Origin of the sequence: Streptomyces sp. OR43, assembly GCF_008042275.1 — a bacterium.
GTDB lineage: Bacteria > Actinomycetota > Actinomycetes > Streptomycetales > Streptomycetaceae > Streptomyces.
Map to the genome: position 1 here is coordinate 10,001 of NZ_RDBK01000001.1, position 14,100 is coordinate 24,100.

Annotated in this window: 11 protein-coding genes, 1 rRNA gene and 1 pseudogene (1 of these 13 running past the window's edge); 11 read left to right on the top strand and 2 right to left on the bottom strand. The window is 70.5% G+C overall.

Going from position 1 to position 14,100, the window contains the following annotated elements; translation table 11 throughout:
• From EAO72_RS00035 to EAO72_RS42435, 3 genes are all read left to right on the top strand, one after another.
• A 23S ribosomal RNA gene (locus tag EAO72_RS00035) occupies positions 1–1,620 on the top strand (it extends 1,506 nt beyond the left edge of the window).
• 162 nt (positions 1,621–1,782) lie between these two features.
• Positions 1,783–3,165 (top strand): hypothetical protein, encoded by a 1,383-nt coding sequence (locus tag EAO72_RS43725; protein WP_222724056.1) that lies wholly within the window; start codon positions 1,783–1,785, stop codon positions 3,163–3,165.
• Positions 3,165–3,899: a tetratricopeptide repeat protein gene (locus tag EAO72_RS42435; RefSeq protein WP_222724057.1), complete on the top strand. Its 735-nt coding sequence runs from the start codon at positions 3,165–3,167 to the stop codon at positions 3,897–3,899. The genes EAO72_RS43725 and EAO72_RS42435 overlap by 1 nt, the downstream gene beginning before the upstream one ends.
• A 58-nt stretch (positions 3,900–3,957) precedes the next feature.
• On the opposite strand, the gene EAO72_RS00045 is transcribed toward EAO72_RS42435, so the two are convergent.
• Complete coding sequence (locus EAO72_RS00045; RefSeq protein ID WP_148015105.1) at positions 3,958–5,235, bottom strand: DUF1015 family protein; 1,278 nt, start codon at positions 5,233–5,235, stop codon at positions 3,958–3,960.
• A gap of 71 nt (positions 5,236–5,306) precedes the next feature.
• On the opposite strand from EAO72_RS00045, the gene EAO72_RS00050 reads away from it, so the two are divergent.
• From EAO72_RS00050 to EAO72_RS00065, 4 genes are all read left to right on the top strand, one after another.
• Positions 5,307–6,335 carry an HAD-IIA family hydrolase gene (locus EAO72_RS00050; protein WP_148015106.1) on the top strand — a complete coding sequence of 343 codons (1,029 nt, stop codon included), beginning with the start codon at positions 5,307–5,309 and terminating at the stop codon, positions 6,333–6,335.
• Positions 6,336–6,531: 196 nt separating this feature from the next.
• Positions 6,532–7,491 carry a FecCD family ABC transporter permease gene (locus EAO72_RS00055; protein ID WP_148015107.1) on the top strand — a complete coding sequence of 320 codons (960 nt, stop codon included), beginning with the start codon at positions 6,532–6,534 and terminating at the stop codon, positions 7,489–7,491.
• An 86-nt stretch (positions 7,492–7,577) separates the two neighbouring features.
• Positions 7,578–8,567, top strand: a complete 990-nt coding sequence (locus EAO72_RS00060; RefSeq protein ID WP_148015499.1) for a FecCD family ABC transporter permease — start codon at positions 7,578–7,580, stop codon at positions 8,565–8,567.
• Between the two features lie 94 nt (positions 8,568–8,661).
• The gene (locus tag EAO72_RS00065; RefSeq protein ID WP_148015500.1) at positions 8,662–9,483 is read left to right on the top strand and encodes an ABC transporter ATP-binding protein; all 822 of its coding nucleotides are present in this window, start codon (positions 8,662–8,664) and stop codon (positions 9,481–9,483) included.
• 56 nt (positions 9,484–9,539) lie between these two features.
• Here the strand turns inward: EAO72_RS00065 and EAO72_RS00070 are convergent, their stop codons facing one another.
• The gene (locus EAO72_RS00070; protein WP_148015108.1) at positions 9,540–9,887 is read right to left on the bottom strand and encodes an SCP2 sterol-binding domain-containing protein; all 348 of its coding nucleotides are present in this window, start codon (positions 9,885–9,887) and stop codon (positions 9,540–9,542) included.
• A 43-nt stretch (positions 9,888–9,930) separates the two neighbouring features.
• Between EAO72_RS00070 and EAO72_RS00075 the strand changes: the two genes are divergently transcribed.
• The 4 genes and pseudogenes from EAO72_RS00075 to EAO72_RS00090 form a co-directional block, all read left to right on the top strand.
• Positions 9,931–10,260 carry a hypothetical protein gene (locus EAO72_RS00075; protein ID WP_261991244.1) on the top strand — a complete coding sequence of 110 codons (330 nt, stop codon included), beginning with the start codon at positions 9,931–9,933 and terminating at the stop codon, positions 10,258–10,260.
• A gap of 7 nt (positions 10,261–10,267) precedes the next feature.
• Entirely contained in the window at positions 10,268–11,083 is an 816-nt protein-coding gene (locus tag EAO72_RS00080; protein ID WP_148015109.1) for a TlyA family RNA methyltransferase, read from the top strand.
• Entirely contained in the window at positions 11,080–11,985 is a 906-nt protein-coding gene (locus EAO72_RS00085) for an NAD kinase (protein WP_148015110.1), read from the top strand. Before EAO72_RS00080 ends, EAO72_RS00085 begins: the two co-directional genes overlap by 4 nt.
• Positions 11,986–12,067: 82 nt before the next feature.
• A pseudogene (locus EAO72_RS00090) lies at positions 12,068–13,432 on the top strand (DNA repair protein RecN); the annotation flags it as partial.
• Positions 13,433–14,100: the final 668 nt, after the last annotated feature.

The following is a 14,100-nucleotide window of genomic DNA, read 5'->3' on the forward strand; positions in this document are numbered from 1 at the left end:
TTGATATTCCGGTACCCGCTTTGAAACGCCCAATACTGAATCAGGCGATGCTAAGTCCGTGAAGCCGGCCCGATCTCTTCGGAGTTGAGGGTAGTGGTGGAGCCGACGAACCAGACTTGTACTAGGTAAGCGATGGGGTGACGCAGGAAGGTAGTCCAGCCCGGGCGGTGGTAGTCCCGGGGTAAGGGTGTAGGCCGTGTGGTAGGTAAATCCGTCACACGTTAAGGCTGAGACCTGATGCCGAGCCGATTGTGGTGAAGTGGATGATCCTATGCTGTCGAGAAAAGCCTCTAGCGAGTTTCATGGCGGCCCGTACCCTAAACCGACTCAGGTGGTCAGGTAGAGAATACCGAGGCGTTCGGGTGAACTATGGTTAAGGAACTCGGCAAAATGCCCCCGTAACTTCGGGAGAAGGGGGGCCATCACTGGTGATTGGATTTACTCCATGAGCTGGGGGTGGCCGCAGAGACCAGCGAGAAGCGACTGTTTACTAAAAACACAGGTCCGTGCGAAGCCGTAAGGCGATGTATACGGACTGACGCCTGCCCGGTGCTGGAACGTTAAGGGGACCGGTTAGCTGACTTTCGGGTCGGCGAAGCTGAGAACTTAAGCGCCAGTAAACGGCGGTGGTAACTATAACCATCCTAAGGTAGCGAAATTCCTTGTCGGGTAAGTTCCGACCTGCACGAATGGCGTAACGACTTCTCGACTGTCTCAACCATAGGCCCGGTGAAATTGCACTACGAGTAAAGATGCTCGTTTCGCGCAGCAGGACGGAAAGACCCCGGGACCTTTACTATAGTTTGATATTGGTGTTCGGTTCGGCTTGTGTAGGATAGGTGGGAGACTTTGAAGCGGCCACGCCAGTGGTTGTGGAGTCGTCGTTGAAATACCACTCTGGTCGTGCTGGATGTCTAACCTGGGTCCGTGATCCGGATCAGGGACAGTGTCTGATGGGTAGTTTAACTGGGGCGGTTGCCTCCTAAAGAGTAACGGAGGCGCCCAAAGGTTCCCTCAGCCTGGTTGGCAATCAGGTGTTGAGTGTAAGTGCACAAGGGAGCTTGACTGTGAGACCGACGGGTCGAGCAGGGACGAAAGTCGGGACTAGTGATCCGGCAGTGGCTTGTGGAAGCGCTGTCGCTCAACGGATAAAAGGTACCCCGGGGATAACAGGCTGATCTTCCCCAAGAGTCCATATCGACGGGATGGTTTGGCACCTCGATGTCGGCTCGTCGCATCCTGGGGCTGGAGTCGGTCCCAAGGGTTGGGCTGTTCGCCCATTAAAGCGGTACGCGAGCTGGGTTTAGAACGTCGTGAGACAGTTCGGTCCCTATCCGCTGTGCGCGTAGGAATATTGAGAAGGGCTGTCCCTAGTACGAGAGGACCGGGACGGACGAACCTCTGGTGTGCCAGTTGTCCTGCCAAGGGCATGGCTGGTTGGCTACGTTCGGAAAGGATAACCGCTGAAAGCATCTAAGCGGGAAGCCTGCTTCGAGATGAGTATTCCCACCCCCTTTGAGGGGTTAAGGCTCCCAGTAGACGACTGGGTTGATAGGCCAGATGTGGAAGCCCGGTAACGGGTGGAGCTGACTGGTACTAATAGGCCGAGGGCTTGTCCTCAGTTGCTCGCGTCCACTGTGTTCGGGTGTCCGGCTGCGCAAGAATGTCTGTAGTACCCGATGACAGGAGCACCACCGATGTCCACCAACTCTCCCGACGATCGTTCGGAGCGCGAGCCGCGTCGCCGGGACGGCGGTGACCGGGGCGGCTTCAGCGGCGGTCGTGACGACCGATCAGGCGGCCAGCGTCGGGACAACGACCGCGGCGGCAACCGACGCGATGACAGCCGGCCCACCAGCGGTGGCGGTTTCCGCCGTGACGACAGCCGGCCCACCAGCGGTGGTGGCGGCGGTTTCCGCCGCGATGACCGTGACAACCGGGATCGTGCTCCGCGTCGTGATGACAGCCGTGGTGGTTCGTCCGGTGGTGGGTTCCGTCGTGACGACAGTCGTGGTGGGTCGTCGGGTGGTGGGTTCCGTCGTGATGATCGGGCTCCGCGTCGGGACGATGACCGTGGTGGGCGTCCCAGTGGTGGGTTCGAGCGTCGTGATGACCGGCCGCGTGGGCCGCGTCGCGATGACGACAACCGCAGCGGCGGCTTCCGTCGTGATGACAGCCGAGGCGGGTCGTCCGGTGGTGGCTTCCGTCGTGACGACAGTCGTGGTGGGTCGTCGGGTGGTGGGTTCCGTCGTGATGATCGGGCTCCGCGTCGGGACGATGACCGTGGTGGGCGTCCCAGTGGTGGGTTCGAGCGTCGTGATGACCGGCCGCGTGGGCCGCGTCGCGATGACGACAACCGCAGCGGCGGCTTCCGTCGTGACGACAGCCGAGGCGGGTCGTCCGGTGGTGGCTTCCGCCGTGATGACAGCCGAGGCGGGTCGTCCGGCGGTGGCTTCCGCCGTGATGACAGCCGAGGCGGGTCGTCCGGTGGCGGTTTCCGTCGTGACGACAGTCGTGGTGGGTCGTCGGGTGGTGGGTTCCGTCGTGATGATCGGGCTCCGCGTCGGGACGATGACCGTGGTGGGCGTCCCAGTGGTGGGTTCGAGCGTCGTGATGACCGGCCGCGTGGGCCGCGTCGCGATGACGACAACCGCAGCGGCGGCTTCCGTCGTGACGACAGCCGCGGTGGCTCGTCGGGTGGCGGTTTCCGCCGTGACGACAGCCGAGGCGGGTCGTCCGGTGGTGGCTTCCGTCGTGATGACAACCGAGGCGGGTCGTCCGGCGGTGGCTTCCGTCGTGATGATCGGGCTCCGCGTCGGGACGATGACCGTGGTGGGCGTCCCAGTGGTGGGTTCGAGCGTCGTGACGACCGGCCGCGTGGGCCGCGTCGCGATGACGACAACCGCAGCGGCGGCTTCCGTCGTGACGACAGCCGCGGTGGCTCGTCCGGTGGTGGCTTCCGCCGTGACGACAGCCGAGGCGGGTCGTCCGGCGGCGGCTTCCGCGGGCAGCGGGACGATCGCGACCGGGGCGGTTACCGCGGGCGCGACGACCGTGGTGGGTACGAGCGGCGGGACGACCGGGACCGTGAGCCCATCAAGCGGCTTCCGATTCCCGACGAGGTCACCGGCCACGAGATCGACAAGGACGTCCGGCAGGAGCTGATGAGCCTGCCCAAGACCCTGGCCGAGGATGTCGCCAGGAACCTCGTCATGGTGGCCCGGCTCCTCGACGAGGACCCCGAGCAGGCGTACGCGTACTCGCGCATCGCCCTGCGGCTTGCCTCGCGTGTGGCGGCCGTGCGGGAGGCGGCCGGGTTCGCCGCCTACGCCACCCAGAAGTACGCCGAGGCGCTGGCGGAGTTCCGGGCGTCCCGGCGAATGACCGGTTCCGTGGAGCTCTGGCCCGTCATGGCCGACTGTGAGCGTGGACTCGGCCGGCCCGAGCGGGCGATGGCCATGGCCGGAGAGCCCGAGGTGCAGAAGCTGGACAAGGCCGGTCAGGTCGAGATGCGTCTGGTGGCTGCCGGCGCCCGCAGGGACATGGGACAGATCGACGCCGCCATCGTGACGCTGCAGAGCTCCGAGCTCGCCTCCAGCGCCGTGCACCCGTGGACGCCCCGCCTGCGCTACGCGTACGCGGACGCGCTGCTGGCCGCGGGGCGTGAGGACGAGGCGCGTGAGTGGTTCGGGAAGGCCCTGGAGGCCGACAAGGACGGCTCCACGGACGCATCGGACCGCCTTGCCGAGCTGGACGGTGTCGAGTTCGTCGACGCCCTCGGAGACGACGACGCACAGGCCCCCGCCGGAGCGGAGGCGCCGGTCGAGGCCGACGACGACATCGATGAGGACGACGACGATGACGACGCGGACGAGGACGAGGGTCCCGTCAAGGCTTGACGTATGAGAAGAGGGCGGTACCCCAAGGGGTGCCGCCCTCTTCTGCGTTCCGGGGGGTTCAGCCGAGAGTCAGGCTGCGCAGCACCAGGCCCGTCGCCGGCTTGGGGCCGAAGGAGGTCGACTTGCGCGGCATGGTGACGCCCTGCCGGGCCAGGTCCCGTACCACCTCTTCGCGCACCGGGTGCATCAGCACCGCCGTGGCGCCGTGGCGCTCGGCCTGTTCGACCGCTGCCGCCGTGTCGTGGATGTAGGCGATGTGGGCAGGGTCGTCGGGGATCCGCCAGATGTGGTCGAGCAGGACGGAGTGCAGGACCGTCGCGTCGAGGGTGCGCCAGGCGGCCGGCCGGTCCGTGGGAACGGTACGGGCCAGCAGGGCCTCGTCCGGGCGGTCGACCAGATGGAAGGAGCCGTCGCCCGCGAGCAGGAAGGCGTTGCCCAGAGCCGCGGCATCGGCGAGGACGTCCAGGGCGTGGGGGAGCGGCCCCTCGACGGTGCGGACGCGGAACTGACCGCCCAGTGCGCCGAGCGCGTCGGCGACGGGCAGGCCGTGCAGCAGGCGGTGGATGGAGCGGACCCGGAGCGGGTAGCGGGCGGTGTCGACCAGAAGGACCAGGCCGAAGTCCCAGGGGCCCGGCACGGTGTGCTCCTGCTGGAGGCGGAGGTAGGTGGCCCAGCGGTGATGCCCGTCGGCGATCAGGGCCTGACGTCCGGCCAGATCCGTCTCGATCTCCGCGCGGTCGGCAGCGTCGGCGACCGCCCAGAGCCGGTGGCTGTAGCCGTCCTCGGTGGTGGTCGCGAGCAGCGGCGGCCGGTGGACGGTCCGCTCGATGACAGCGGTCGTACCCGTGGCGTCCCCGTCGCTGCGGTAGGTCAGCAGCAGCGGTTCGAGATGCGCCGCGGTCGTACGCATCAGATCGGCGCGGTCCTCGACGACATCGGCCATCACGTCCTCGTGCGGGAGCACGATGCCGTCGGCGGGGGCCGAGAGGGCCAGCGCGCCGATGATGCCGCGCTGGAGGGTATCGCCGTCACGTTGCTCGTACACGTACAGCGCGGGCTCGGGGTCGGGGGCCAGGACACCTTCGGCGAGCCAGCGGTTCAGGGTCGCGGCGGCCTGTTCGTGCCGGGCGGCCGCGGAGCCGGCCTGGGGCAGGATCAGCCGCACGATGTTGTGCGGATCCGCCGATTCCAGATGGTGCAGGCCGTCGGGGCGTACGACGACGTCGTACGGGGGTGAGGTCACCGCGGCGAGACTGCCGACCTGTTCGGGGACGTAGCGCAGTCCACGGAACGGAATCAGACGCAGTCCCTGGTCCGCCGGGCCTCGTGTGTTCATTTCCGCATCGTATGCGCGGGTCGGCGATGCGCGATGATCGGGGGATACGCAGGCGATGAGGAGCGGGGAATATGAGTCGGGCGAGCAGGACCAGGCCGAGCGGGAGCAGCACCGCGCTGAGCGAGGCGTACGACACCGCGCTGCTCGATCTGGACGGTGTCGTGTACGCGGGCGGGCAGGCGATCGTCCATGCCGTCGATGCTCTCGGCAGCGCGCGCGGCGGCGGGATGCATCTCGCGTACGTGACGAACAACGCGCTGCGGACTCCGGCCGCGGTGGCGGAGCATCTGACGGAGTTGGGGGTGCCCACCGAGCCCGCCGATGTGATCACGTCGGCGCAGGCCGTGGCCCGGCTGGTCGCCGATCAGCTGCCGCCCGGGGCGCGGGTGCTCGTGATCGGCGGCGAGGGGCTGCGCGTCGCGCTGCGTGAACGGGGACTGGAACCGGTCGAGTCGGCGGACGACGACCCGGCTGCGGTGGTGCAGGGATACGGCGGGCCCGACATGGCGTGGGGCCGGTTCGCCGAGGCCGCGTACGCGATCAACCGCGGGCTGCCGTGGTTCGCGTCCAACACGGATCTGACGATCCCGAGTGCCCGGGGGATCGCGCCGGGCAACGGGGCGGCCGTGGAGGTCGTCCGGATCGCCACCGGGGCCGAGCCGCAGGTCGCGGGGAAGCCGCTGCCGCCGATGCATCGCGAGACGGTGCTGCGGACCGGGGCCGAGCGGCCGCTGGTCGTCGGGGACCGGCTGGACACGGACATCGAGGGGGCGTTCAACGGGGGAGTGGACTCCCTGCTGGTGCTCACCGGGGTGGCGGACGCGGCGCACCTGCTGGCCGCGGTGCCCGCGCACCGGCCGACGTACGTGGACGCGGACCTGCGTGGTCTGCTGACGGGGCAGCCCGAGGTGACGCGGACGGGCGAGACACATGGCTGCGGTGGCTGGACGGCCTCCGTGCACGGCGAAGCGCTGGTGCTGGAGGGCGACGGGGACGCGCTCGACGGTCTGCGGGCGCTGTGCGGGGCCGCGTGGTCGCACGCCGGGGACGGCTCGTGCGGCCTGGACGCGGAAAAGGCGCTGGCCCGGCTCGGGCTCTAGGAAGAAGCGAGGGGCGGCCCGGCGGCTCGTACGTCCGACGGCCGGCCGCCCCCTGGAAGGCCGAGCTCATGGTTGGCTAGGCTAACCTAACCACGTGTTGGTTGAGAGTCCTCCGAACCCGAGCCCGGGCCCGATAGCCGCGCCGGAGAGCGCCGCGCCCCCCAGGCGCCATGCGGTACGTGCCGCAGGGCTCCTGGTGGCGTTGGCCGCCCTGGTGCTGGTCTGCCTCGCGAGTATCGCGATCGGTGCCAAGGGGCTGCCGCTCGCCGATGTCTGGCACGGCCTGTTCCACTACGCGGGGAGCGGCGACGACGTCCTCGTACGGAAGGTCCGGATCCCCCGGACCGTGCTCGGGCTGATCGTCGGCGCCGCGCTCGGGCTCGCCGGGGCCGTGATGCAGGCGCTGACCCGCAACCCGCTGGCCGAGCCCGGGCTGCTCGGTGTCAACGCGGGTGCGTCGGCGGCGGTCGTCTCCGCCATCAGCTTCTTCGGCGTCACCTCGCTGACCGGGTATGTCTGGTTCGCCTTCGCCGGGGCCGCGATCGTCTCGGGCGCCGTGTACCTGCTCGGCGGCAGCCGGTCCGCCAATCCGGTACGGCTCGCGCTGGCCGGGACGGCCGTCACCGCCGCGCTGTACGGCTACGTCAACGCCGTACAGCTGCTGGACTCGGCCGCACTGGACCGGCTGCGGTTCTGGACCGTCGGCTCGCTGGCCTCCGCGAACATGGAGACGGTCGGCAAGGTGTGGCCGTTCATCGCCCTCGGTGTGCTGCTGACGCTGCTCATCGCGCGGCCGCTCAACGCCCTGGAGATGGGCGACGACACCGCGCGATCCCTCGGCGCCCATCTGACCCGGACCCGGGTCCTCGCGATGCTCGCCGTCACCCTGCTGTGCGGGGCCGCGACGGCCGCGTGCGGGCCGATCGTCTTCATCGGGCTGATGATCCCGCACCTGGTGCGCGCGATCACCGGCCCCGACATGCGCTGGATCCTGCCGTACGCGGCCGTGCTCTCCCCGGTGCTCCTGCTCGGCGCGGACGTCGTCGGCCGGGTCGTCGCCCGTCCGTCCGAACTGCAGGTCGGGATCGTCACCGCGCTGCTCGGCGGGCCGGTCTTCATCCACCTCGTACGACGCAAGAGGATGTCCCAGCTGTGAAGGCCACCCAGGAGGAGACGGCGGGGACGAAGGGCACGGCACGGTCGGTGCGGGCCGTGCGGACGGCCGGCGGATACTCGTTCCGGATGAGCGTGCGGGCCTCGCTCGTCATCGTGCTGCTCGCGGCCTTGGCGGCGGGGACGGCCGTCGTCCTCATCGGCAGCGGCGACTTCTCGATGACGCCGGGCGAGGTCGTCACCACGCTCTTCGGACACGGCACCTTCCAGCAGGAGTTCATCGTCACGGACCTGCGCCTGCCGCGGGTGCTGGTCGGACTCCTGGTCGGGGCGGCGCTCGGCGTCGGCGGCGCCGTGTTCCAGACCATCTCGCGCAACCCGCTCGGCAGCCCCGACGTGCTCGGCTTCGGCCAGGGCGCCACCGTGGGCGCGCTGACCGTGATCGTCCTCTTCCAGGGCGGGGCGGCCGCGGTCGCCGGTGGCGCGGTGGCCGGCGGGCTGCTGACCGGTGTCGCCGTGTACGTGCTGGCGTGGAAGCGCGGGGTGCACGGCTTCCGGCTCGTCCTGGTGGGGATCGGCGCCGCCGCCATGCTCACCGCCGCGACCCAGTACCTGATCACCAAGGCCGACCTCGTCGACGCGACCCGTGCCGTCGTCTGGATGACCGGCTCGCTCGACGGCCGGGACTGGGCGCAGGTCTGGCCCCTGCTCGTCGTCTGCGGCGTACTGCTGCCGCTGGTGTTCGCGCACGGGCCCGCGCTGCGGGTGATGGAGATGGGCGACGACGCCGCGTACGCGCTCGGCGTACGCGTCGAACGCACCCGGCTCGTCCTGATGGGCTCCGCCGTGCTGCTCGTCGCCGTTGCCACGGCTGCCGCAGGGCCGATCGCCTTCGTCTCGCTGAGCGCCCCGCAGCTCGCCCGCCGGCTCACCCGCTCCACCGGCCCGAACCTGGTCGCCGCGACCTTCATGGGCGCGGCGCTCCTCCTCGTCGCCGACTGGGTCTCGATGGAGGCCTTCGGCGACCGCCAACTGCCCGTCGGCGTCGTCACCGGGGTCCTCGGAGGCTGCTATCTGCTGTGGCTCCTGGTGTCCGAGCGCAGAGCGGGCCGGATATGACGGCCCACGCACGGGGCACGGAGCTGCCGGCCGGCACAGGCCCCGCAACCCACCCCATTCCCTCACCGATCCGACCCCCCTCCGGAGTATGACCATGCAGCGCCTCACCGCCGACTCGGTGACCCTCGGCTACGACCAGCGGGTCATCGCGGAGAACCTCTCGGTCGAGATCCCCGACCACTCGTTCACCGTGATCGTCGGCCCCAACGCCTGCGGGAAGTCGACCTTGCTGCGGGCGCTCTCCCGGATGCTGAAGCCGGCCCGCGGCCGGGTGCTGCTGGACGGGGAGACGATCCACAGCCTGCCCGCGAAGAAGGTCGCCAGGACGCTGGGCCTGCTGCCCCAGTCCTCCATCGCACCGGAGGGCATCACGGTGGCCGATCTCGTCGCCCGGGGCCGCTACCCGCACCAGGGGCTGCTACGGCAGTGGTCGCCCGAGGACGAACGCATTGTCGAGGAATCGATGGCGTCGACCGGGGTCGGAGCGCTGGGTGATCGCTATGTCGACGAATTGTCAGGCGGCCAGCGGCAGCGGGTCTGGATCGCGATGGCGCTGGCGCAGCAGACGCCGCTGCTGCTGCTCGACGAGCCGACGACGTACCTCGACATCCAGCACCAGATCGACGTGCTCGACCTGTGCGCGGAACTGCACGAGACGCAGGGGCGCACCCTGGTGGCGGTCCTGCACGACCTGAACCATGCCGCGCGGTACGCCACCCACCTCATCGCGATGCGGGAGGGCGAGGTCATCGCGGAGGGCGCGCCCGGGGAGATCGTCACCGCGGAGCTCGTGGAGCGGGTGTTCGGGCTCCGGTGCCAGGTGATCCCCGATCCGGAGACGGGGACGCCGCTGGTGGTGCCGGCCGCACGGAAGCGCGGTGCGCGGGTCGCGGTGCCGGTGACCGGGGGCGCGTGACCTGCGGCCACGCCTTGTCCTCCCTCGCCGGACGGGCTTGAAGTGCCGCCTCGCCGCTACAGCAGCGATCTCAGCTTCAGCAGGTCGCGGATGCCCGCCTCCAGGCGGACCCGGCCCGAGCCCCATGCCTTGGCGAAGTTCAGCTCGCCGTCCACCATCGCCACCAGATCGTCCCCGGTCATCGCGAGCCGGATCTCCGCCTTCTCGCGGGGCGGTCCCTCGACCGTGTCCAGTACCTGGATCCGGCCGCCGGCCAGGCGTCCGGTGAACGTCACGTCGAGGTCCTTGATGTGGCAGCTGAGTGAACGGTCCAGCGCCGCCGCGCCGCGCACATCGCCGTCGGCCCCCGCGAGGTTGTCGGAAAGTCTGTCGAGCGCGCTGCGGCACTCCGTCATGGTCGCCATCGTGACCGACGGTACCGCAGCCCTTCGCGGTAGCGTTTCCCGCATGAGCGACTCGACGCCGGGGCCCGGAACGGCCGCCGGAACCGCACCCGGGGAGATCCCGCAGGACGTGCCGCAGGAGCCGCCCCCCACGATGTCGCCCGAGCCTGCCGGCCCGGCACCGCTCGGTGTCGTACGCACGCCCACGGGGAACGCCGACGTGGACGCGCACCTGGAGCGTCTGGCCGATGCGGACCACCTCGCGGCGGACGGACACATCGAGGTGTACGAGGATGTACACCGTGGCCTGCGCGAGGAGCTGACCGCACTCGACACCAGGTCCGCACCCGCACCGACGCCCCCGTACGACAACTCGTCCAACAACAGGAGCTGAACCGAACGTGGCAGGAGTGGCCCGTCGCCGCCTCGACGCCGAGCTGGTACGCCGAAAGCTCGCCCGCTCACGCGAGCACGCGAGCCAGCTGATCGCCGCAGGACGGGTGACCGTCGGCGGCAACACCGCGACCAAACCGGCCACCCAGGTCGAGACGAGTGCCGCCCTCGTCGTCACCAAGGACGACAGCGACCCGGAGTACGTCTCCCGCGGCGGCCACAAGCTGGCGGGCGCCCTCGCCGCCTTCGTCCCCCTAGGGCTGGAGGTGGAGGGCCGGCGGGCCCTGGACGCCGGGGCGTCGACCGGAGGGTTCACCGATGTGCTGCTGCGCGCCGGAGCGTCCCGCGTCCTCGCCGTGGACGTCGGCTACGGGCAGCTCGCCTGGTCGCTCCAGTCCGATGAACGCGTCATCGTCAAGGACCGCACCAACGTGCGGGAACTGACCCTTGAGGCGATCGACGGCGAGGCGGTGGACCTGGTGGTGGGCGATCTGTCGTTCATCCCGCTCGGTCTCGTGCTGCCCGCCCTGGCGCGCTGCGCCGCCCCCGACGCGGACCTGGTCCTCATGGTCAAGCCGCAGTTCGAGGTGGGCAAGGAGCGCCTCGGCAGCGGCGGTGTGGTGCGCAGCCCCGAGCTGCGCGCCGAAGCGGTACGGGAGGTGGCCCGCCGGGCGTGGGCGCTGGGCCTGGGGGTCCGGGGCGTGACGGCCAGCCCGTTGCCCGGACCGTCGGGGAACGTCGAGTACTTTCTGTGGCTGCGGGCCGGAGCACCGGAGCTGGATCCCGCAGATGTCGACCGTGCAGTGGCGGAGGGGCCTCGTTGACGACGAATGCGGCACGAACAGTATTTCTCCTGGCGCACACCGGCCGGCCGGCCGCGATCCGCAGCGCCGAGCTCGTCGTGCAGGGGCTGCTCCGCAGCGGCCTGGGCGTGCGGGTCCTGGCGATGGAGGCGGCCGACCTGCCGCTGCCGTCGTCCGTGGAGACCGTCACCGAGGCCTCGCCCGAGGCGGTGAACGGCTGTGAGCTCCTGATCGTGCTCGGCGGCGACGGGACGCTGCTGCGGGGCGCGGAGCTCTCGCGTGCCTCCGGCGTCCCGATGCTCGGCGTCAACCTCGGCCGGGTCGGCTTCCTCGCCGAGGCCGAGCGCGACGACCTCGACAAGGTTGTCGACCGGGTCGTCACCCGGGCGTACACCGTCGAGGAGCGCATGACGATCGACGTCATCGTGCACAGCAACGGCGACATCGTCCACACGGACTGGGCGCTCAACGAGGCGGCCGTGCAGAAGGTGTCGCCCGAGCGGATGCTGGAGGTCGTGCTGGAGATCGACGGCCGGCCGGTGACCGGGTTCGGCTGCGACGGCATCGTGTGCGCGACGCCGACCGGCTCGACCGCGTACGCCTTCTCGGCGGGCGGGCCCGTCGTCTGGCCCGAGGTCGAGGCGCTCCTGATGGTCCCGATCAGCGCCCACGCGCTGTTCGCCAAGCCGCTGGTGACCTCGCCGACCTCGGTGCTCGCCGTCGAGGTCCAGCAGCACACCCCGCACGGGGTCCTGTGGTGCGACGGGCGCAGGACCGTGGAGCTGCCGGCGGGCGCCCGTGTCGAGGTGCGGCGCGGTGCCGTGCCCGTACGGCTCGCGCGGCTGCACCAGGCGTCGTTCACGGACCGGCTGGTGGCCAAGTTCGCGCTGCCGGTGTCGGGCTGGCGGGGCGCACCGCACTGACCCCGGGCGGGCTCCCGTACCGCTGGATCCGGCGCCCCGACCGCGACCCGTGTGCGCGCGGGCCATGAAACCTCGTATGGTCATGTCCGTGTTGGAGGAGATGCGGATACGGTCGCTCGGAGTCATCGACGACGCGGTGGTGGAGCTGTCACCCGGTTTCACCGCGGTGACCGGTGAGACCGGCGCGGGCAAGACCATGGTCGTCACCAGCCTGGGGCTGCTGCTCGGCGGACGCGCCGATCCCGCCCTGGTGCGGATCGGTGCCAAGGCCGCTGTCGTCGAGGGCCGGATCACGGTGGCCGAGGGCGACGCCGCGGCGTTGCGGGCCGAGGAGGCAGGGGCCGAGATCGAGGACGGTGCGCTGCTCATCAGCCGTACCGTTTCCGCGGAAGGGCGCTCCCGGGCCCATCTCGGCGGCAGATCCGTGCCGGTGGGAGTACTGGCCGAACTCGCCGACGAACTCGTCGCCGTGCACGGCCAGACCGACCAGCAGGGGCTGCTCAAGCCGGCCAGGCAGCGGCAGGCCCTGGACCGGTACGCGGGCGACGGCGTCGCCGTTCCCCATGCCAAGTACGCGGCGGCCTACAAGCGGCTGCGCGAGGTCGCCGGTGAGCTCGACGAGCTGACCACGCGCGCCCGTGAGCGGGCCCAGGAAGCCGACCTGCTGCGCTTCGGGCTGAACGAGATCGCCGCGGTCGAACCGCTGCCCGGCGAGGACACCGAGCTCGCCGCCGAGGCACAGCGCCTCGGCCATGCCGACGCGCTCGCCTCCGCCGCCGCCCTCGCGCACACCGCGCTGGCGGGCAACCCCGAGGACCAGGAGGCCGTCGACGCGACCACCGTCGTCGCGGCCGCCCGGCAGGCCCTGGACGGGGTACGCGCCCACGATCCGGCGCTCGCCGCGCTCGCCGACCGGGTCGGCGAGATCTCCATCCTGCTCGCCGACGTCGCGGGCGAACTGTCCGGGTACGCGGACCAGCTGGACTCCGATCCGCTGCGGCTCGCCGCGGTCGAGGAGCGCCGGGCCGCGCTCACCGGTCTCACCCGCAAGTACGGCGTGGACATCGCCGCCGTGCTGGCCTGGGCCGAGGACGGGGCGGCCCGGCTGACCGAGCTGGAGGGCGACGACGACCGGATCGGCGATCTGACCGCGGAGCGGGACGCGTTGCGCGCCGAACTCTCCGGTCTCGGCCAGGCGTTGACCGACGCCCGTACGGAGGCCGCCGCGCTCTTCGCCGAGGCGGTCACCGAGGAACTCGCTTCCCTCGCCATGCCGCACGCCCGCGTCTCCTTCGAGATCCGGCAGACCGAGGCGGCGGACGAGGCGTCCGGCATCGAGATCGGCGGCCGCAACGTGGCCTACGGTCCGTCCGGCGCCGACGAGGTCGAACTCCTGCTGGCCCCGTACCCGGTCCTCGCCCTCCAGGACCGTGACACCGCTCCTGGTCACCGAGCCGTCCACGGTCTTCTCGACCAGCAGCTGCCGGTCGGCGAACGCGGCGACCTGGGGCAGGTGGGTGACGACCACGACCTGGGCCGATCTGGCGAGCTTCGCGAGCCGGCGGCCTACCTCGACGGCCGCCTTGCCTCCGACGCCCGCGTCGACCTCGTCGAAGAGGTAGGTGGGTACGGGGTCGGAGCCGGCGAAGACCACCTCGACGGCGAGCATCACCCGGGACAGCTCGCCGCCCGACGCGCCCTTGGCGATCGGGCGGGGCTGGGCGCCGGGGTGCGGGGCCAGCAGGAGTTCGACCTCGTCGGCGCCGGACGGACCGTAGGCCACGTTGCGGCCGCCGATCTCGATGCCGGACGCCTCGTCCGCCGCCTCGGTCTGCCGGATCTCGAAGGAGACGCGGGCGTGCGGCATGGCGAGGGAAGCGAGTTCCTCGGTGACCGCCTCGGCGAAGAGCGCGGCGGCCTCCGTACGGGCGTCGGTCAACGCCTGGCCGAGACCGGAGAGTTCGGCGCGCAACGCGTCCCGCTCCGCGGTCAGATCGCCGATCCGGTCGTCGTCGCCCTCCAGGCCGTCCACGCCCGCGTTCTCGCCCGAGGTGGGGTAGCGCAGCACGAAGCCGTCCTCGGTGGACAGCTCGCGCTGGATCGCCTCGATGGTGC

Bases quoted from the DNA above. Each gene is read 5' to 3' on its own strand.
- EAO72_RS42435 (WP_222724057.1), top strand. From the start codon at position 3,165: ATGAGCCTGCCCAAGACCCTGGCCGAGGATGTCGCCAGGAACCTCGTC.
- EAO72_RS00045 (WP_148015105.1), bottom strand. From the start codon at position 5,235: ATGAACACACGAGGCCCGGCGGACCAGGGACTGCGTCTGATTCCGTTC.
- EAO72_RS00050 (WP_148015106.1), top strand. From the start codon at position 5,307: ATGAGTCGGGCGAGCAGGACCAGGCCGAGCGGGAGCAGCACCGCGCTG.
- EAO72_RS00060 (WP_148015499.1), top strand. From the start codon at position 7,578: ATGAGCGTGCGGGCCTCGCTCGTCATCGTGCTGCTCGCGGCCTTGGCG.
- EAO72_RS00065 (WP_148015500.1), top strand. From the start codon at position 8,662: ATGCAGCGCCTCACCGCCGACTCGGTGACCCTCGGCTACGACCAGCGG.
- EAO72_RS00070 (WP_148015108.1), bottom strand. From the start codon at position 9,887: ATGGCGACCATGACGGAGTGCCGCAGCGCGCTCGACAGACTTTCCGAC.
- EAO72_RS00075 (WP_261991244.1), top strand. From the start codon at position 9,931: ATGAGCGACTCGACGCCGGGGCCCGGAACGGCCGCCGGAACCGCACCC.